The sequence below is a fragment of the Paenarthrobacter sp. 4246 genome (assembly GCF_040546855.1).
In the GTDB taxonomy this organism is placed as follows: domain Bacteria; phylum Actinomycetota; class Actinomycetes; order Actinomycetales; family Micrococcaceae; genus Arthrobacter.
Map to the genome: position 1 here is coordinate 88,667 of NZ_JBEPOP010000011.1, position 18,757 is coordinate 107,423.

Annotated in this window: 21 protein-coding genes and 1 pseudogene; 4 read left to right on the top strand and 18 right to left on the bottom strand. The window is 59.9% G+C overall.

Features of this window, described 5'->3' with window-relative positions; all coding sequences use genetic code 11:
* Positions 1 to 95: 95 nt before the first annotated feature.
* The 4 genes from ABIE35_RS18670 (at position 96) to ABIE35_RS18685 (ending at position 3,972) form a co-directional block, all read left to right on the top strand.
* Positions 96 to 1,463 carry an MFS transporter gene (locus ABIE35_RS18670; RefSeq protein ID WP_354517239.1) on the top strand — a complete coding sequence of 456 codons (1,368 nt, stop codon included), beginning with the start codon at positions 96 to 98 and terminating at the stop codon, positions 1,461 to 1,463.
* Positions 1,464 to 1,597: 134 nt separating this feature from the next.
* Positions 1,598 to 2,584, top strand: coding sequence for a Gfo/Idh/MocA family protein (locus ABIE35_RS18675; protein WP_354517240.1), 987 nt, complete (start codon positions 1,598 to 1,600; stop codon positions 2,582 to 2,584).
* Positions 2,585 to 2,720: 136 nt separating this feature from the next.
* Positions 2,721 to 3,470: an SDR family NAD(P)-dependent oxidoreductase gene (locus ABIE35_RS18680; RefSeq protein WP_354517242.1), complete on the top strand. Its 750-nt coding sequence runs from the start codon at positions 2,721 to 2,723 to the stop codon at positions 3,468 to 3,470.
* Positions 3,471 to 3,519: 49 nt separating this feature from the next.
* Positions 3,520 to 3,972, top strand: a complete 453-nt coding sequence (locus tag ABIE35_RS18685) for a VOC family protein (protein WP_354517244.1) — start codon at positions 3,520 to 3,522, stop codon at positions 3,970 to 3,972.
* A 100-nt stretch (positions 3,973 to 4,072) separates the two neighbouring features.
* Here ABIE35_RS18685 and ABIE35_RS18690 read toward each other — a convergent pair whose 3' ends face one another.
* From ABIE35_RS18690 to ABIE35_RS18775, 18 genes and pseudogenes are all read right to left on the bottom strand, one after another.
* The gene (locus ABIE35_RS18690) at positions 4,073 to 4,933 is read right to left on the bottom strand and encodes a carbohydrate ABC transporter permease (RefSeq protein ID WP_354517245.1); all 861 of its coding nucleotides are present in this window, start codon (positions 4,931 to 4,933) and stop codon (positions 4,073 to 4,075) included.
* Entirely contained in the window at positions 4,930 to 5,772 is an 843-nt protein-coding gene (locus ABIE35_RS18695) for a carbohydrate ABC transporter permease (protein ID WP_354517247.1), read from the bottom strand. Before ABIE35_RS18695 ends, ABIE35_RS18690 begins: the two co-directional genes overlap by 4 nt.
* A 146-nt stretch (positions 5,773 to 5,918) precedes the next feature.
* Positions 5,919 to 7,175 (bottom strand): ABC transporter substrate-binding protein, encoded by a 1,257-nt coding sequence (locus ABIE35_RS18700; protein WP_354517249.1) that lies wholly within the window; start codon positions 7,173 to 7,175, stop codon positions 5,919 to 5,921.
* Between the two features lie 484 nt (positions 7,176 to 7,659).
* A pseudogene (locus tag ABIE35_RS18705) lies at positions 7,660 to 7,966 on the bottom strand (TerC family protein); the annotation flags it as partial.
* 203 nt (positions 7,967 to 8,169) lie between these two features.
* Positions 8,170 to 8,466, bottom strand: coding sequence for a hypothetical protein (locus tag ABIE35_RS18710; RefSeq protein WP_354517251.1), 297 nt, complete (start codon positions 8,464 to 8,466; stop codon positions 8,170 to 8,172).
* Positions 8,467 to 8,691: 225 nt separating this feature from the next.
* Positions 8,692 to 9,372, bottom strand: a complete 681-nt coding sequence (locus ABIE35_RS18715) for a universal stress protein (RefSeq protein ID WP_354517253.1) — start codon at positions 9,370 to 9,372, stop codon at positions 8,692 to 8,694.
* Between the two features lie 227 nt (positions 9,373 to 9,599).
* Positions 9,600 to 9,989, bottom strand: coding sequence for a hypothetical protein (locus ABIE35_RS18720; protein ID WP_354517255.1), 390 nt, complete (start codon positions 9,987 to 9,989; stop codon positions 9,600 to 9,602).
* Positions 9,990 to 10,008: 19 nt separating this feature from the next.
* Positions 10,009 to 10,479, bottom strand: a complete 471-nt coding sequence (locus ABIE35_RS18725) for a GyrI-like domain-containing protein (protein WP_354517257.1) — start codon at positions 10,477 to 10,479, stop codon at positions 10,009 to 10,011.
* Positions 10,480 to 10,580: 101 nt separating this feature from the next.
* Positions 10,581 to 10,949 (bottom strand): DUF5655 domain-containing protein, encoded by a 369-nt coding sequence (locus ABIE35_RS18730; protein WP_354517258.1) that lies wholly within the window; start codon positions 10,947 to 10,949, stop codon positions 10,581 to 10,583.
* The gene (locus ABIE35_RS18735; RefSeq protein WP_354517260.1) at positions 10,946 to 12,112 is read right to left on the bottom strand and encodes an ABC transporter permease; all 1,167 of its coding nucleotides are present in this window, start codon (positions 12,110 to 12,112) and stop codon (positions 10,946 to 10,948) included. The genes ABIE35_RS18730 and ABIE35_RS18735 overlap by 4 nt, the downstream gene beginning before the upstream one ends.
* Positions 12,109 to 13,221 carry an ABC transporter permease gene (locus ABIE35_RS18740; protein ID WP_502921395.1) on the bottom strand — a complete coding sequence of 371 codons (1,113 nt, stop codon included), beginning with the start codon at positions 13,219 to 13,221 and terminating at the stop codon, positions 12,109 to 12,111. The genes ABIE35_RS18735 and ABIE35_RS18740 overlap by 4 nt, the downstream gene beginning before the upstream one ends.
* Before the next feature lie 62 nt (positions 13,222 to 13,283).
* Positions 13,284 to 14,240: an ABC transporter ATP-binding protein gene (locus ABIE35_RS18745; protein WP_354517261.1), complete on the bottom strand. Its 957-nt coding sequence runs from the start codon at positions 14,238 to 14,240 to the stop codon at positions 13,284 to 13,286.
* A gap of 24 nt (positions 14,241 to 14,264) precedes the next feature.
* Positions 14,265 to 14,735, bottom strand: a complete 471-nt coding sequence (locus ABIE35_RS18750; protein WP_354517263.1) for a pyridoxamine 5'-phosphate oxidase family protein — start codon at positions 14,733 to 14,735, stop codon at positions 14,265 to 14,267.
* The gene (locus tag ABIE35_RS18755) at positions 14,710 to 15,180 is read right to left on the bottom strand and encodes a hypothetical protein (protein ID WP_354517265.1); all 471 of its coding nucleotides are present in this window, start codon (positions 15,178 to 15,180) and stop codon (positions 14,710 to 14,712) included. Before ABIE35_RS18755 ends, ABIE35_RS18750 begins: the two co-directional genes overlap by 26 nt.
* 50 nt (positions 15,181 to 15,230) lie before the next feature.
* Entirely contained in the window at positions 15,231 to 15,443 is a 213-nt protein-coding gene (locus ABIE35_RS18760; RefSeq protein ID WP_354517266.1) for a cation transporting ATPase C-terminal domain-containing protein, read from the bottom strand.
* 121 nt (positions 15,444 to 15,564) lie between these two features.
* On the bottom strand, positions 15,565 to 17,010 hold the full coding sequence (locus ABIE35_RS18765; protein WP_354517268.1) for a DUF4389 domain-containing protein: 1,446 nt from the start codon (positions 17,008 to 17,010) through the stop codon (positions 15,565 to 15,567).
* 2 nt (positions 17,011 to 17,012) lie between these two features.
* The gene (locus tag ABIE35_RS18770; protein WP_354517270.1) at positions 17,013 to 17,777 is read right to left on the bottom strand and encodes an ABC transporter permease; all 765 of its coding nucleotides are present in this window, start codon (positions 17,775 to 17,777) and stop codon (positions 17,013 to 17,015) included.
* Entirely contained in the window at positions 17,774 to 18,757 is a 984-nt protein-coding gene (locus ABIE35_RS18775) for an ABC transporter ATP-binding protein (protein ID WP_354517272.1), read from the bottom strand. Before ABIE35_RS18775 ends, ABIE35_RS18770 begins: the two co-directional genes overlap by 4 nt.

Sequence of the window (18,757 nt, forward strand, 5' to 3'; positions counted from 1 at the left end):
ACCAGCCCCATCTGCCGAAATTGCACGGGTGTCTGATACGGGTTCCTTGAAACTGGTGTCTTGAGCCAGCCTGTCGGATATAGGGAGGTGCCAGCATGGCTCCACGTCGCCTGCCTCAGCGTGAATTGCGAGTCAAGGGAGCCGGGAGACGGCCGTTGCGCGGGCGTCTCACCGCGCTTGCGGGCATCCTGCTGGTTGCCTTCAGCGCAAGAGAGGCGGTTTCGGCGGTGTCGCCGCTTCTTGGCCACATAGGCGCAGACCTCCCCCTTGACGCCGTGACCACAGGGACCCTAGGGATGCTGCCGACCGCCAGCTTCGCGGTGATGGGCTTCCTTGCGCTGCCGCTGCTGCGGCGTATCCAGCTTGAGCACCTCCTACTGGTTGCCATTCTGCTGACAACGGTGGGTCAGCTCGGCCGCGCAGGGGGATGGGACGTGTTGGCATTTTTGGTGTTCACGTGTATCACCATGCTCGGGATTGGTCTGGTCAACGTCGTGGCGCCGCCTCTCTTGATGAAGTTTTTTCCCGACAGAATCGGGGGTCTCGCGGCGCTCCACGTCACGCTCCTGGGTGTCAGCACGGCAGTGGCCGCCCAATTCGCAATTCCTCTAGGCACTCTTTATGGCTGGCGGTTCTCCATTGGTATCTGGGCTGTACTCAGTGCGCTTGCTGCGATCCCGTGGCTGATTCTTCTTACGACCAGACGGATCGTTGCCCGCACACCAGCCAACGATCAGCAGTCGCCTCCTGCGACGAGGGCCAATCCTTGGAGATCATCAATCGGATGGGGCACTGCATTGGTTTTTGCTGGTTGTTCCAGCAATACTTTTGCGGCGCTTACGTGGCTCCCGGCTGTCCTCGTTGACAGAGGACTAAGCGAGGAAACTGCTGGATCCATGCTGGCGCTGTATTCGATCCTTGCTTTGCCGGTCGCTCTGATGGTGCCCATGGTTGTTGTAAGAATGTCCCGCCCGCTACCCGTGGCCGTCCTGTTTGTGGTCGCGTTCGCCATAGGTTACGGAGGCATCATCTTCGCGCCACCAGCTTCTGCGGCGGTCTGGGTGGTCATTGCCGGACTAGGCCAAGGGTCCTATTCCTTTGCGTTCACCATGATCAATAAGCGAACACGAACGCAGGCCGGCTCAGGACGTCTGTCCGCGTTTGCCCAGGGAACCGGCTACGCCCTGGCGAGTGTCGGCCCGTTCCTTTTCGCGCTTCTGCACAGCCCCGGGGATGGCTGGCTGGCCTCCTTCGGCATGCTCGGTGCCTGGCTCGTGGTGCTTCTGGCAGGGGCCATCATGGTCAACAAGCCACGCATGCTCGAAGATCACTCGGCGGTACCGGGGCTGGCTCCCGGAGAATTACTGCTCTTCCAGGGTCCAACGGCAGCAAGCTGCAGAACGGAAGTCGGCGTTGACACCGAAGACCTCCGCCCTTCGGATCCGAAAATGCCAGGTATTTAAAGGCCTTCTGGGACATCAAAGTGTGGTGCCCCCGATTTACACAACTGATCTCGTCGATTTTCTGAATTAACTCAAAGGAGAGATTTCATGAGCACCTCTTTCAACTTCGGCCTGATCTTCGAGGGGCCCGCATCATGACGACGTCGGAACAGTCGCCGCGCGTCGCCGTCGTGGGCGCTGCCGGGTGGGCAGGTTCCCGTCATGCCCGAGCCTTCGCCAAGGTGGGTGCGGACGTTACCCATCTTGTGGAGAAAGACGAGAGGGCGGCCTCGTTGGCCCAGGATCTGGGAGCGCAGATGGTGCCCGGTGTCCAGGAGCTTCGTTGTGATCAGCTGGACTTAGTCGTCGTCGCGTTGCCCACCACGCTACAACCGGATGTCTGTGCGGATCTGCTGAACAGGGGATTTCGGGTGCTGATGGAAAAGCCCGTGGCGGCAGATGCCGAAGGTGCTGCCATCATGGCTGCCGCTACGGGGGTGGGCTCACGGCTGATGGTGGGGTACACACTCCACCAGCATCCGGCCGTCCCGCTTATCTCTCAGTGGATCAGAGACAACGACGTGATCGCTGTAAACGTTCGATCGGTCGCATATAAGGAGACCATCGACTCCTGGCGTGCTGATCCGAAGGAGGGTGGCGTTGCGGTGGTGAATGGCATCCATGCCATCGAGCTGGTCTCTTCGTGGTTCGAGGGAGACCCAAGAGTCCTGGCGACCAACGCCAGCAGCAGCCTGTACGGGTCTCCGGTGCCGGAACACGTCGTTTCCACCCTCGAATTCCCCTCTGGAGCGGTATTTACCTTGCAGAGCTATTGGTCTCCCTGGCAGGAACCCCAAGGGCTCAACCAAGGGGATTGGAGCCTCACCATCGATGTTCTGGCCACTGGCGGCCGGATGTTGTGGTCGAACGATTCCCTGCATGTGTGGGACCGCGACGGCGGACACCAGGAGAAGAACTTCGCGCCCTCTGACCTCTTCCTCCGCCAGGCAGAAGCTGCCCTGAGGTTCTGTACGGGTGAAACGCCTCCGGTGACATTCGCCCAAGCGCTCCGCGCCACGGAAATCGCCGATGCAGTTCGATCAACGGCGGCCCCCGGCGCCCGGGAGGCGCTCACCCCTTAAGCATCATCGAAATCCAAGCAAACGGCGACCGGCCGAACCGTGAAATCTCGAGTAAGGAAACGAACATGAAGCAAGTACCTCACGCTCCGACCACAGGAGCACTGCAGTCACGCTGCGCCCAGAGCGGAGAGAAGCGATGAGCCTCAAAGACCAGGTGGTTTTGGTAACTGGATCAAGCGGAGGAATCGGCGACGCCGCGGTCAGCGCATTTACAGCAGCTGGAGCCAAGGTTATCGGCGCCGACCGTTCCCCCAAAGAGGACCAATCCCTGGAGGCGTTTTATCCGCTCGACATCACCTCGGAACAACAGTGCGCAACGGTCATCGAGGATATCGAGGCAAAATACGGCCGTGTCGATGTCCTCGTGCACGCCGCCGGGGTGCTTGGCCCCACTCCTGACATCATGGAAACAACCACCGAAGAGTTCGACTCCATCCTGAGGATCAACGCCACCGCGACCTTCACCATGGTCCGGGAGACCGCGAAATCCATGCTTGCGACCGGCACAGCCGGCGCCATCGTGGTTCTCTCTTCAGTTGCGGCCAAAGAAGCACGCCTCAACTACCTGCCCTACAACGCGAGCAAGCTCGCCGTCCTCCACATCATGTGGTCCTTTGCTGAGCTGCTTGGACCCAACGGCATTTCCGTGAATGCTATCGCGCCAGGACCGGTGAACACACCCATGTGGGCGCAATTTGCCCGGGACTCCGGCCCTGACGCAGCAGCAAACCGGGCGAAGAGGGCAGCGCAGCTGCCGATGCGTCGGTTTGCCGAACCAGATGAAGTTGCCCGGGCCATTCTGTTCCTTTCTGATCCCGACAACCGCTACATCACGGGAGTGTCTCTCGACGTGGCCGGCGGAGCACATTTGGGAATCGGGACCTGAGCAATTCAGTAATCAGCGACGGGTCCTTTACCTATCAAGGAGACACATCATGCGACACCATCACACTGCCCTGCACGTTTCAGATATGGAGCGCAGCGAGCGTTTCTATGTGGATGGCCTCGGATTGACACGTTTGGACGCGTGGACGTCGGGGCCGTACATCGGCGAACTTTATGGCCGTCCCGAGGTTAAGGTCAGAGCCATGCTTCTTGCTACCAGTGACGGATCGTTTCGGCTGGAACTCGCCCATGCCGAGCCGTTGCTGCCTGCCGTCAATCCATCAGGGGCGCAGCCGGGCACAGCTCACTTGGCCTTCACAGATATTGACGTCCGACAGGTTTACGCCAGGATGACAGCGCTTGGTTACGGCGCGGTATCCGAACCCGTTGCCCCGACCTCTGGCCCCATTGCAGGCGGCTGGCTGGTTTACCTCCTCGATCCTGACGGAAATCGCGTGGAGCTCATTCAGTCGCCGGATTGGCGCTCGAGCGAGGACTCGTAGGAACTTTCCCGGTATCGCAAAAGCAGGCCCCGTGAGCCGTTAGGCGGTCACGGGGCCTGCTTTTGCGATACCGGAGAGTGCGGCTGAACTGTTGCGTCCGCTATCCCTTGACACCACCGGAGGTCATGCCGGCAACAAACCAGCGCTGGAATGCCAGGAATATTGAGAGAACAGGGATGAAAGCAACCACGATAAATGCGGCAAAGAGTCCCCAGAAGCTGCCGAAGCCTGTGGTGATGTACCGCACTATGCCGTTCTGTACGGTCTTCATGTCTTCTGTGGTGGCGAGGACGGTGCCCACCAGGAAGTCGTTCCAGACGAACACGAAGATGAAGATGGCCACAGCGGCGATACCAGGCCGGATGAGTGGAAGGATGATGCGCCACAAGATTTGCATGCGGGAGCAACCATCAATTGCTGCCGCTTCTTCAATCTCAACGGGTATGTTCTCGATGAAGTTGCGCAGAAACAGGATGGTTTGTCCACAGATGATTGCCGTGTAGACGATGATCATCATGGGGTAGGTGTTGATCAAGGCGGTTTTGACAAACATGGAGTAGAGCGCGATAAAGACCACGATCGCCGGGACCATGGACAGGACTAGAATCCCTGTCATCAAAGTTTCCATGCGGCGGCTCCGATACCTCGTGGCAACATACGCTGCGGGTATGCAAATGGCCAGAGCCAGGACGATGGACCCACCGGCGTAGATGAGAGAGTTCGCGAAGAAGCGGACGTTGGTCGATGTCAGAAGACCAACATAGCCCTCGGATGAGAATGGTGCGGGTATCCACCTTGGTGGGAATTCCAGTGTGCCCGAGGCAGTCTTCAAGGACGTGGACACAATCCATGCGACTGGCGGGAGTACCACTGCGGCGGAAAGCAGGATGTACGTCCAGGCCGGAATGGCCCGGACGAAATTGCCCAAGCGTAGCTGGCGGCGCGGGGTTGTGGTGCTCACAGGCTTTCCTTCCGTCGGAAGCGAATGGCGACGAGAGTCAGGGCGATGTTGACGGCGAAGAGCAGGATTGCCGTTGCTGAGGCTCCGGAGAGATCGAATTTGTCGAACATTTGGTTGTAGACCCGCATGGACAACGTTTCTGTGGAGCCAATAGGGCCTCCTCTTGTGGTGACCAGAATGATGGTGACCATCTGCACGTAGAGCATGAGGAGAACCACTACCACCGAGACTATGGTGTTGCGCAGGTACGGCAGAGTGATGTTGACGAACTGGTGCCAGATACCGCCACCGTCCATTTTGAGGCTTTCGCGGAGCTCCTCGGGAATTGTTTGAAGGGCCCCCAGGAAAAGGAGCATCGCTTGGGGGTAGGACCACCATGCCGTCATCAGAGTAACTGCAACAAGGGCGCTGGCCGGTGATGAGAACACATCCGTGGGACCGAATCCGAGGGATTTGGTGATCGCTGAAGCAGGACCGTAGTTGGGATTGAGGAACCAAAGCCAGATGGTTCCTGCGGTGGCTTGAGACATCAGCCAAGGCAGGAGGAAGAGGCTTCGGACGGAACGTTTGAAGCGGTGAAGATTGTTGAGCACGATCGCAGACAGAAGTCCCGCCGGTAGTGCGATAACCAATGCGCCGAGTGAGAACACCAACGTTGTCCAAATACGGCTCGGCAGGTCTGAATCTGAGAACAGTCGGACAAAGGAATTCAAACCCGTGAATTTGCCGATCTGATAATAGTTCGTCTCGTGAAGGGCCGTCCACGCTGTGTAGATGAGCGGCCCCACAAAGACAAAGAGGAAGACGGCGCTGACGGGGAGGACGTAGAGCCATACCATTCGATCCCTCCGGATTCGGCGAGGGACCTGAGCGCCTAAGGGGGAGGCCGCGGTTTTGCGTTGGCTGCGGGTGGGGCTTGCTGTTGACATTGCATGTTCCTTCCGAGGGGAGCCTGATTTCTCAGGCCCCCCCTGGTATCGGGCGGCTACTTCTTGTTGGCCGCATCCTGAGCGGAACGAATGAAGTCGTTACCTGATGAACCGTTGAGCGTCAGCCTTTGGCCTGCTTGGGAGAGACCGGTAGCAAGTGCGGTCCACGTGTTGGAATACGTGCGTGGTTCGCTGTTGGACTTAACGTAGGCTGCGATGTCATTTACGGTCTTTGCCTCCGGGGTGGAGAAGAACGGTTGCTCGTAGGTTGCAGCACGTGTGGGTACCTCGCCGCCGGTTGCCATCAGAGCGCCGGCTTCGGGCCCGGTCATGTACTCGATGAACTTCCAGGCAGCGTCAGTGTTCTTGCTGCCATTGCCTATGCCCAAGGTCCACCCGATGGTGGTACCGGTCGTATCGCCGGTACTGGCTTTAGGCAAGCTCGTCCACTTGAGGTCCTTGTTCTGGGAGCCGAAGGAAACCGCCCGTTCTGTGCCCAAAACTGCCATGGCAACAGTGCCGCTCGCCATCCCGTCAGCTACGGTGCCGTACGTGTCTGACACGACGTTGCTACCCAGAGCCTTTGCGTCCCTGAGGTTGGCCAGGAAGTTGCCAAATTCGTTGCCTTTTTCCGTCGCGAAGTTCGCTTGTCCATCCTTGTTCCAGATTTCCTGGTCAACCTGTGACATGAAGCAGTTGAAGAAAGTACTGACGATGGCCGAGTTGTCCGTATCAGAGAAACCGGTCCCGAAGCCGGTATAGCCTGCGGCAGCAGCCTTCTTGGCAACGTCAACGACTTCGTCGTACGTGGTGGGAACGGTCGCGCCGATCTGACTTAGGATCTTTTCGTTGTAGTAAAGGGCGCAGGTTCGGTATTCGTACGGTACGGCGACGGGTTTGCCGTCAGGGCCAGCAAGAGTGTCGGTTGGGCGCAGCCAGTCCGTAACCCTTGAAGCAGCATCAGGCAGCGGGGAGTAGACACCAGCCGACGCCATCTGGGGAACCACTGGAGTGAACATCTTGAAGACGTCAGGGGCCTGACCTGCTGCCGCGGCTTGCGGCAGTCTGTTCAACATGTCGCCAAGCGAAACAACGGAGAGGTTGATCTTGATGTCTGGGTTGGCCGCCTCAAACTTGGCAATGTTCTCCTTCAGGGCCTTGGATCGGGGGTTGGCCTGGCTGGGATCGAGGAAGTCCCAATAATTCAGCGTCACGGGCCCTGTGGGCTCCGATGCTGAGGGGGAACAGCCACTGAGGGCAAGGCTGGCTACGACAGCTGTTACGAGCGCCAAGCCCCATCGCTTTTTGATCATGAATTTCTCCTGTGAACGGAATTGTTGATGCGGGAGCATGCTGTGCTCAAGCGGCACGTGCTAAATGCAGGACAACGATGGTCGGGAGAAGGTGAAATGATCATCAATCTCTCCTTTGAGATCGGTTGCATCTTACGAACTAGCAGTGAGATCGGTTGCTGAGATCGGTTGCACTAAATTTAGAGCCGAAGGATGACTCTGTCAAGGAATGATTTGATGTGGATGCCAGGCTGCCCGACTTCGTGACAACAAGGGGTGCTTGACCACCATCAGTGGTCTGCCCAATCTGACTAGACTCTTAACGCCTGGGTCATGCCGGCACGCTTCGGGATGAGTCCCGGAGCCAGCACTGATGCCGGACCCGAGGATTCGGTCGGTGGGTCGTGAAAAACGGTAACTGGGGGCTTGTGTGCGGAAAATGAAGGCAAGTGCTAAACGTTGCGCAGTCCTCGTCGGGGGCTGCCGTTACTGTCCAGCATGGTTGTAACACCCTGTGTTGGTACTCACGAGGAACTGCGAAGTACGTAAAATGATTGCCCTGATAAAGACGTTGTCAACCGCAAGGGACTTCTCAATCAGTATCCAGCGAAGTACTGCTGGCCAAACTCGGGTCCGTAAAACCGCCACACCAGGAGGCCAAAACCCACGCCGAACGCTGTCCACACAGCGGACCACGCAGCGGCTTCTCTCACCTTGATAACGTGCGCCCGTCGATGCGCAAATAAGTCAACGGCCAGCATCGCGAGGATAAAGCCGATGACGGCCAACCAGGACCACAACGGAACGTGCATTAGGAACCTACTTCCAGCCAGTAAACCAACTGGAGGTCTTTCCCGGCCATCTTCAGCAAGGCCTGCTCCGCCGGACCGGACTTTGCCGGCCGTAGTGACGACGGAGCATCGGGGGATACTCCCCTCCGCTAATGGGAAATATCATAATGCGCGACACAAGACTCTGCATCTGGGCAATAACCAGAAAGCTCATTCTCGAGTTGCTATGGTGTGGCGTTCAACTCTCCGGACGGGGTGGCCCCGTGGGGCCCGGTGTCCCTGTCCAAGCTGTAGGGGACTCGAAGAGAACATCCCAGATCCGCCAAGAGCTCGTTAACGGCGTGTGAGACTGCATCCCGGTCCCGTTGACCCAGCATGCTCTCTAAGCGGGCGTAGGCGCAGAACCGCGACCACCCCGCATTGCCGCCTATGGCCAAATGCGCCACCCACACCTCGTTCAGGTCGAGGTCCAGGAACTCAATGACGCCTACTGTGAGAGCTTGCTGGTCGACTCCGTTCATCTCCCACCTCGATAAAACTCGATGCCGAAGATGCTAGTTTATCTAGTGATTTATGGGATGACTAGGTGCTGCCTGAAGTTCGTGAATGGTCACACCTTGCTCGTTCCGTGCGGGGTGATCCGCTCCGTAGCTGTCGTCGTCGACGTCAACCAGCACGGTCCGGGGTCCGACTTCTTACCTCAGTACCTCTGTCACGATGAACCTTCTGTTAATGTGGCTGCCAGGCTAACGCTGGTCCGGAACCTGCTCTGGTGGGATGACGATGGTTGGGCACGAAATGTGCGTCAAGACGCCGTGCACGGTAGAGCCCAACAATAATCGCGAAAATCCACCCCGCCCCCGAGTGCCCAGAACAAGCAGCCTTGCGTTAACAGATGCTTCCACCAAGGCGCGGACCGGCTCCTTGTGGGGCTCCGACACCTTCTTCACAGGCAAATCGGGATATGAGACGCTCAGCCCGGCGATAGTCTCCGAGAGGATGAGGCGCTCTTGGTCGTTGATGAGCCGCCTGAGTTCGGCTGGAGCCAACCCGGCGTCGGTGGAAGGCTCCGGTGCGCTGTATGCATGAAGTACCGTGAGTTCCTGCCTGTCCCGATCTGCCTCCGCGGCGGCGAAAGCAACGGCTTTGAGTGAATGCTCGGAACCATCCACGCCAACAATGACTCCGTCCCTGTCCTGGTAAGCGTCTATCGCATCAACAACGGCCACAGAACCTTCCGAAGCGCCCGCTATCTGAAGCGCACGGTCCGTCAAGGTGCCGCCAAGGTGGGGGCTACCCGAACCGACGACCATAAGCGAGGTATTCCGGGCGAATCGTCCCCATGACGCTGACACGCTCCCGACCAGCAGTTCGGTGGTGACATCGATGTGGAACAACTCGCCGATTCGGGCCGATGCAGCCTCCAACAGCTTTTCGCCGGAACGCCTGAAGGAATCCCGCCACGATGAAGGTTCAATCAGTCACCTGTCGTCAACCACATGCACTATGGTGAGCGGCAGTCTTCGTTCCTCGGCCCGACGGCCCGCCCATATCAGAGCTGCTTCGCTCTGGGTGGAGTCCTAGATGCCAACGGCAATGGTGTGGTTCTTGCTCATATTGCTGCCTGCTTTCGGTGAAATTGTTTGGTGCCCAGTCAAGCTGGCTGTTGTGAAGAGTCCTCAATCCGGAGGCGGCACGGAAGGCGGGCGGGATCCGCCGAGAGGGGAAGCAAGCTGTTGTTGGCAACGTCCCGGAGCTGTTCCAGTGCGTCGTCCGTGATACTGGCATGGCCGAGATCCACGGAGATGGCCGCGCCGGGAACAGCAGCGTTGATCCTGCGCGCAACGGCGAAGATGACCAGGATGTTCCGGGTTGAGATCCGTCCACCGACGATGATGCACGCAGCCGGGCAATCCGGCTCCACCTTCACCACCATCTGCAATCTTCCGCTGACCTTGGCCCTTTCTTCGTTATCGCTTTGTGCCCGGTGGTCCAGATGGTGCCCTCGCTCGCTTTTCCGTAGGGCATTCGCTGGGATTCTCATGATCGAGAGTCCGCCCTGCTCAGAGGATGGGCCAAACAACCCGGGTCTGCCACTTGTCCGGATCCGGCTCTTGTCCGGGATCGCTGAGATAGAACTCCCACATGGTGTCTGAAGGTGTCATTCCCTCTGCACTCATGCGCTCCAGGATGAGCGCGTAGGTCCGTTCCAGAGTGTCGTAAGGTCCCTTGTGCACAGCTTCAATGGCGTCCGACGCCGGCAGCAAGCCACTGATAACCTCTCCAGCAGCGGAAAAACCAGGCGTCACGGGAAAGCCCGCCTCTACGTCGACGGTGTCGGTTGGCATCCCGTGATACATGGCGAACGGCGGGCCGGTAGGGCTGGCATTCTGCGCCTGCGTAGCGGCCATGACTGCCCCGAAGGCGCGGCCGAAGAAATCCGTGAGATTCGCCATGGGGACACGCTCGCGGACCACTGCAGTGGGCTGGTCGGCGGTTCGAATCAATGTGGGTTGCTGGTCAACGATGCTCATGTTTCAAAGCTTCCCTGATCGGGTTGCTGACGGTAGGGTCGAACGACTCTAAACGGGGAAAGAGGCTGTAGATGCGCCGGCAGCCCCCGGAGGTAATTCAGCTATGCCGCCTCAAAGGCCTCCCTGATCCATTGACTCACTTCGGCATCAACCATGCTGGGATCGTTGAGTTCCAAGTGATGCATCCACACGGAAGGAGCGGGATGAGCTACTTCTTTGAACCTTGGTGAGCCGAGCTCATAGGGCAACGCCAACGACAGCACGGCAGGTACCTCCGAATGGACGTACTTGCCAGGCCGCCACAAGTAGGCGAATCCACGATGCCGCCGTAGGGCAACCTGGCTCTTGGAGACGTGGACCTGAAAATCACCGAGTCCACCGGCTATGGCAAAGACGGCCTCGCAGATCGCGAGACCTTGAGGAGACCCACCAAAAAAGGACACTGCGTCCGGGGGAGGAACTGCGGTCATAGCGCCCTTTGGAGGCTGCGCCGGAGGAGCCACGCACCACTCAAAAGGAGAGTTGCGGCCATCGCTGCCAAGACGCCCAGGGCAGGCAGGATGTCGGTGAAGGTGGCGTCCCGTCGTTGGATCATCGCCAACGCGTGATATGCCCACCGATGCGGGGTGGCCCACGATATTGACTGGAGTGGTTCGGCGAAGAACTCCGGTGGCACCATGCAGCCTCCCAGGCCAGCCAATACGAGACCGGCACCTATTCCGATACCTGTTGCCGCGCCGTCGTGATCCAAGAGCGAGCCGATAATCATGGCACCAGCTGCGGCCACGGCGCTGAAGGCCATCAGCACCAATGCGGTGAGCCAGATATTGCCCCAATCGACGCCGAAGAGCAGGGCCGTGCCAACCAGGATGTACGCACCTTGGACTGACGCGATCCCAAACCTTCCCACGGCCTGTCCGGCAATCGTTTGACCGCTGGATACGGGTGCTGCCATGGTGCGCGAGATGACGCCGTAGCGGCGGGCCTGGATCAGCGTGGCGGCGCCAGTTAGGGAACTGAGGAAGATAAACAGCAGCAGCTGCTGCACCGCCCCAAGATCGAAAACCCCAAGTCCACGGAACTCCTGCGCGGTGTTGTCGGTGTCGAGGATGTCTACCCGGGGTGCCTGGACAGCTTCCCGTGCCTGCTCCAAAGCGGACTCCGCGGCCTCCGCCGGCAGGCCGGCCTGTTGCAACGCTGCGAGCTGGCTGTGTCGCATGCTGATGGCCTGCAGGGAACCCCTCACCTCCTGAAGGGCGGCTTGGGCTGATGCTTGCGACGCAGTAAGAATGTCCAGTTCCGCACGGCGTCCGTCGTTGAATGCGGCGGCGGCTTCGTCGCTGATAAGGAGCCCGACGTCGGCCCTTCCGCGTCCCAGCTGTTCGCGCACAGTTTGCGGCGTGCCGGATTCCACCTGCATGCCGTCGGCTTCCAACTGTTCCGTCACAACGGTCTGTAGCGCTGTTCCGGATCCTCCGGCCAGAGCGACCCGGGTTTCCGCACGGCTGGAACCGAACTGGGTGCCCAGCAACAGAATCAACAGGAGCGGGAAGATGAAGACGAAGAAGATATTGGAGCGGTCGCGCAGGAAACGCCGCACTTCCACGCCGGCGATGGCCAGGATCGCTTTCACGACCTGGCTCCCCGGTCCGGAAGGAATCGGGAGACGAGGACGCACACAACCGCGAATCCCCACATCGTCATCAACGGCACGGCGACTTCTGCGACGCCGCCGCCGCCGGCCGAGATTCCCAGGCCCCGGATGAACGCACCCACCGGGTTCAGGTCCATCAGGACCGCCATGAAACCCGACGCTTGGATGGGAAAGAAGGCACCTCCCGCTATACCCAACACCATGGCAACAATGGATTGCGCCACATTGGCTTGTTCGGCTGTCCGAACCACCTTTGCCACAATAAAGGTCAAGCTGGTGGCCGCCGCCGCTGCCCCCAGGACCAACAAACCCACAACGGCCGGAGAGCCGAAGTCAACGCCGAAGAGGAGCGTGCCACTGGCAAGCAGCACCGCACTAGCGGCGACTCCCAGTGAAAAACCAACAGCCGCTTTGGCGGCGACAATGGTCCATTGCGGCACAGCTGTGGACCTGATCCGGCCGAGGGTTCCTTGTTCTTTCTCCGCCAACAGTCCAAGGACACCGAACCCCACTGTGAACAAAAGAAACAACCCCGTTTGACCGGCCACCAAACCGGCTCGAAGCGACAACTGCCCAGCTGGCGCGGTTCCTTCCGTGATCTGAAGAATCGGTTCGCCGGCCACCGCGATCCGTCCAATGCCTGCCGCCGCATCAGGGGAGACTCCACCCAGTCTTGCGGCCGCCTCCGTTACTGACGCAGCGGTGAACTGGTCCACGATTCCGGTGACGATCGAAATCAGGACACTCGTCTCGAGGACGGACCCGCTGCCTTCGATAAGTTGGAGTGTGGACGGTTGCCCCGTAGCCAAGGTGGAACTGAAGTCGGCCGGGATGACGATGCCCAAGGCGGCACCGGTAGTGCGGGTTTCGGAGCTCACGGCATCCGCTGGCACCTCTCGGACAGTGACCTTCATGGCCTCGACCGATCCAAGCGCGTCCAGCAGCGCAGCTCCGAGCGGACCGGAGTCTTCGACGCTCGCTACGACCGTGGCTGGTTGCAGGTCGACGCTGCCGGTACCCAGCCGGCCAAAAGCCAAGCTCAGCACGCCCATCAGCGCCAAGGGGACGATCAGCGAAAAGATGAGCACCGATTTGTCCCTCAGCCGTTGACGAAAATCATTGCCGACCATGGTCCACAGCGCTCGCACGGTCAATCCCTGAGCGCTTTGCCGGTTAAATGCAGGAAGACCGATTCGAGGTCCGGACGTGTCACGGATACCGATACCAGCGTCATTCCTGATCGGGCTGCGGTGGTAACGATGCCTGCGAGGAGAGCTGCGCCGTCCCTGACGGTGAGTAGCAGTTCGGTTCCTCCGGAATCGGTGACGCGGTGAACGCCGTCGAGCGACCTCAGTGCTTCAGCGGCTGCCGTGGTCCGGCCGGTCCCCACAAGGCTGATCCGGTCCACGCCGCCGGTGAGTGTAATGAGCTCGTCCCTGGTTCCTTCAGCTTGGACCCGGCCTTGGTCCAGGATGGCAATCCGGTCACAGAGGCGCTCGGCCTCTTCCATGTAGTGCGTCGTGTAGAGGACAGCGGTGCCCTCCGTCGAGAGGTTTCCCACCGCCTCAAGAATCGAGTTCCGGGACTGGGGATCAACACCCACGGTCGGTTCATCCAGGATCAACAACCCGGGGCGGTGCAGCAAACCGATACCAATGTTCAAACGACGCTTCATACCACCGGAGTACTTTTTGGTTTGTTCATCAGCCCGCTCCATCAGTCCAAGAAGGTCTAAAGTCGTCTTCACCCTGGAGGACAACTCCTTCCGGCCCAGGCCCTGGAGCCGGCCGAAGAAGTTAAGGTTCTCGCGGGCCGTCAGATCCGGATAAATGGCAAGCTCTTGAGGTACCAGCCCCAGATGACGTTTTGCCGCAATGACTGCCGGGTCCATCCGGATACCGGCCACCTCCACAGATCCGGAATCGGCGGGGACCAGACCGGCGACCATGTTGATGATGGTGGTCTTACCGGCTCCGTTCGGGCCCAAGAGACCGTAAGTCTCACCAGGGCGGATGGCGAAGGAGACGTCGTCGACGGCGGTCAGGTCACCGAATCTCTTGACGAGCCGGTCTGCTGACAGGACTATTCCGGTGCGAGGAGGTGCCACCTGATTCTTCAAGGGCGCACCGGACTATTCCAGGCCGGCCCGTGTTGCGTCGTTGAGCGGAGTGCCAAGGGACATCGGCGCTGAAAGGTCGAATCGTCTCCCGGTCACCGAGGCCGGAACGATCCTGAAGAGGTGGTCCTGACCCACTCCCTGCCAGGGGAAAAGGGCGCGCCTGATCTCATCAAGTCGAGGGCCTCCGGACCCTGCGTTCTCGACTGTGCCTTTCACGACCACACTCCATGCAATCCCGAATTCGGCACTGACGGAGTCCGCCTCGATGGCTACCACGGCGTCATCCTCCATGGCCCACTGTTTGGTTCCCGGCCCGGTCCTGAAAACCACAGTGTTGTTGTCCACTGCGAAGTTCACGGGAAAGATATCAGGGTGGCCGTTGACGATCACAGAAAGTCGTCCAACGTTGGCCTCGCCAAGGAGCCTCCAACTATCGTCCGGTTCAAGTACTTCTGCCTCAGGCACTATGTTTTTGTCGCTCATGCGGAGATCCTACGGCCGCTTTCCGGTCCCCAACAGGGCCCAAAGGCCCGATTGATCCCGGAACGTCTCCCGCCGGCTCCGGGGAGGTGACTCCAAGCAAAAGCAGGAGCAAACCTACTTCCGCCAAACCCGCTCCGAAGTAGGCCGCCTGCAGCGCACTGAACGGAATCAGTGCCATCTGGACGAATATCCACACGAGGATGGAGTAGCCTGCCGCGGCAGCTGCCAAGGAGGCGAAAGCACCCCGCCGCAGATGCAGGATGAAGGCCAGCCCATGCAGCCCTCCGACGACAACTGCCAACAGAAGACCCGGGACCAGGTAGCTGCTGAAGGGCGATCCGCTCAGGTATTCCTCCGGTAGTTGGATCTCGGGCGGCAAAGCGCTCCTGTCCACTCCCGGCCAGGACCCCACGGCCATGACCAGGCCGCCGGCAATCGATGTCACCGCGACCAATCCTTGCACGGTTAGAAGCATCATTCGAATCATCGTTCCTCCTAAATGATGGTGTGTCGAAAACGTTTGTCCGCAGCTACCGCCACGGAAGCAACTACGCCGACAACCAGAATTCCCAACCAGGTGTCCGGTGCAAGGGGCGCGGTGTGGAAGAGGCCGTTCATGACCGGCAGGTTGGTTATTGCTGCCTGACCCGCGAGGTGGAACAGGACTCCGATGACCAGCCAGTGCCCCTCAGTCGACCGACGCAACATGGTCTATAGGGGAACGCTGATAACTTCAGGAAGCGGAGCCGGCTTGAGGAGGCGCGGACAGCGGCAGTCAACGTGTTCGTCGTCGTACAGTTCTTCTATCTCCCCAGTTTGTGGTCCTCATTCACGGCTGGTTGGCCGTCCCGTCAGAGGGCGGGGGCTGCAGTGAGTCGGGGTCGGCGGGACCTTGGTCAAGGCGGAACGGCGGATATTCGTCGCGGAGGAGGGCCCCGTAGATGAGCACGCGGTAGACCCATCGGTTGATGCCCATGATGAAGGCGAACAGGGGGCGCGGATAGTTGCCGGTGAACAACAGGATTACCAAGGCGATGAGGACCAGCAGACCAAGCAAGGACAGTCCTCCGCCGCGATCGTTGATCACGCCGGCGGGTCCGTCCTGGGTTCTCCAAGCCCACGTCGCCGTCCCCGTGAATGCTGCCACGATCAACAAGTGCGGTATGAGCAGTAGCCAGGACTTTACAAGAACCAGGCCCCGCGACAGGCGCGGCGGATAATCCACCTCAACGTTCGCCGGATAGTCCGTGCGGGAGAGACTGAACGGCGGATAGTGATCGGTCCCGCCCACGCCGTAAGCGTAAAAGGCCACGCGCCAGTTCCATCGGAGGACGCCCACATTGAAATGGAAGAGGGACAGCGGGTAGCGGCCCGTGAAGAGGATGGCGAACCAGGCCATGATGCTGGTGACAGCGAACGCGAACCAGAGAAACAACAGCACGAAGAAATGGGGGATGGCGAGGAACCATTTCACCAGCCACATCCAGGGCGACAGAGCGGGGTCCAGTTGGCCGGTGAAATGAAGTGGTGAACTCATGGCCCTTGCCGGTGCGGGGCCTTGCGCTGCCGCGGATGTCGAAGGGGGCTGCCCGGGCGATCCTCCGGCACGGCCCAGACCTACGGCGCCCAGCACCAACAGAGGCACGCCGATAAGGATGGCCAGCACGCCGGCGAACAGCAGGCCCATTGCGGCGGGCTTGATGAGGTCCGAACGGAAACCGGCTTGCAGATCTGCGGAGACCCCGCCGCTGGCGTCAGCGTTCATCACCACAACCGTCCAATTGCCGGGGGCGATGTTCCACGTGAGCTCCTGCTCACCAGGGCCGGAGGCTGATGCTGCCCAGAACCGCTGGGCCCCGGGTGCTGCGGGGGTCGATGATCCTGGAACATCCCTGTAGACAGGCCGGAAGGGTTGGAATTTCACTTCACGCAGCTCGGTGTGATGTACGCCCGCGAGGTACCCGTCCACCTCGTTTTGGGGTGCAATGCCGATGAAAACTTCACGGCCAGCCTCCGTCGCAGTGGCCCGGAGCCTGAGGGTTCCGACGTCGAAGGGAAGCCTTTCGGGGGTGCCCTCGCCCACAGCATCGAGTTGGGGGGAGACCAATGCGCGGGACGAAACCGTATACCGCTCTGTTGGCGAGGTGAAGAAGGCTCCGTCGTCTTGGGAAGAGGCTAGCCATGCCGCTGCCGCACCCGCCGCTGCCATCGTGACGCCGAGCAAGGAAAGAATTATGCCCACAACAAGAAGGACGATATGACCTGGCTTTTTCATGGCTAGAGTTCTTTCCGGTTGAAGATCAGGGAAGCAACCCCGAGGGCTGCGGCAGCGGCAACGAGGCTTGTTACTGCCGGCCAAGCCGGAGAGGCGTGTTCCTGGCCAGCGGCAATCGCGGCCGCGATGCCGGGTACGCCTGCCGGCCCGAAGGTCGCGAGCGGGTCCCAGGCCGCTCCCACAGCCAGCAAAGCGTAGATCCCCAAACCTGTTCCAGCGGCCCCGGCCGCTGCCGGGATCAAAACCGAAAACAGCGTGGTGTAGGACAGTGCCAGGAGCCCGTAGATCAGGAGCAGGAACGCCGCGCCCCACAACTGCCCGGAAGGTGCGGTCCCGAAGGTCAACAGGGTGACGAACCACGTGGTGAGGGTCCCCAAGGCAAACACGACCGTGATGAACATGGCGTGCATGGATGCCTTCGCCGCTATGAAAGTGGCCCTTGATACTGGCTTGGTGAGTACGAAGGCAGCGGTGCCCTCGCGGATCTCGCTGGAAACCACTCCGCCGTACATGATGATGATGGTGAACAGGACGATTTGTGAGAGGTTCTTTATCCACTGCCCGTACGCGTCAGTGAAGGTGGCATCCGGCAATGCCAAGGTACCGGGTGCAGACGCTGTCAGGGAGCCCAAAAGCTCCGGAGTTATTTTTGCCAGGGGCGGACCAACCACTGCGAAGAACATGACTATTCCGGGCAACACCCATATCCTCCAGGTACGGAAGATTTCGTGGCCTTCCTTGGCTGCCAGGACTGAGAAAGTGCTCACTGGTTCCCCTTTCCGACGAGTTCCAGGAAGACCTCTTCAAGACCCGATTCAGCGTTTTCCATGCGTACCAGACCCGTACCCTGCCTGCTGATCAGGAGGGGGATTTCACGCTGGGCGGTTTCTGTATCCGACACCCGGACCTCAATCTCACCGTGTGGTCCGGGTTGGACTGAGACCGCCCAGTCCTGTTGCCCGAAGACTCCGGCCAGGGCTTCGGCACCATGGCTGACATCGATCAGAATTCGCCGTTGCCCGCGCCGCGAACGCAGTTCGTCCATGGTGGATTGGGTCAGTACCCGTCCCTTGTCCAGGATGGCCACGGAATCGCAGACGCGCTCCACATCGCTGAGAATGTGGGTTGAGAAAAACACCGTGGTCTTACCGCGCAGCGCTCCTATGAAATCCAACAGTTCCCTGCGGCCCTCCGGATCAAGGGCGCTGGTGGGCTCGTCAAGCAAAAGCAGCCTCGGGGAATTGATCAGCGCCTGAGCCACACCAAGTCGTTGGCGCATTCCACGGGAATACTTGCCGATGGGTTGATCGATTGCGCTGAGCCGGACGAAATCCAGCAACTCATCCGTCTTGGCATCCAACTCCGGTCCGTCAAGCCCAAACAACCTGCCTGCGAGATGTAGCGTTTGCCGCGCGTTCATCCATTCATAGAACGCGGGTACATCCGGTAGGTACCCTATGCCGTCACGGATCGACGGCGTGCTCGTTGTCGCGTCTTCGCCGAGCAGCCGCAGTGAACCCGAACTCGCCCGGGAAAGTCCGCTCATCACACGGAGGAATGTGGTCTTGCCAGCCCCGTTCAACCCCAGGAAACCAAAGATGGAACCCTCGGGCACCTTCAGGTTCATGGCGTTCAGCGCATGATTCTTCCCATATGTCTTGGTCAGCGCTACCGCCTCGATCACAGCAGGCGCGCCGGCCGCCGGTCGCCCTGGAGCTGAGGGGACGGACATCTGCCCGGTGGTCAT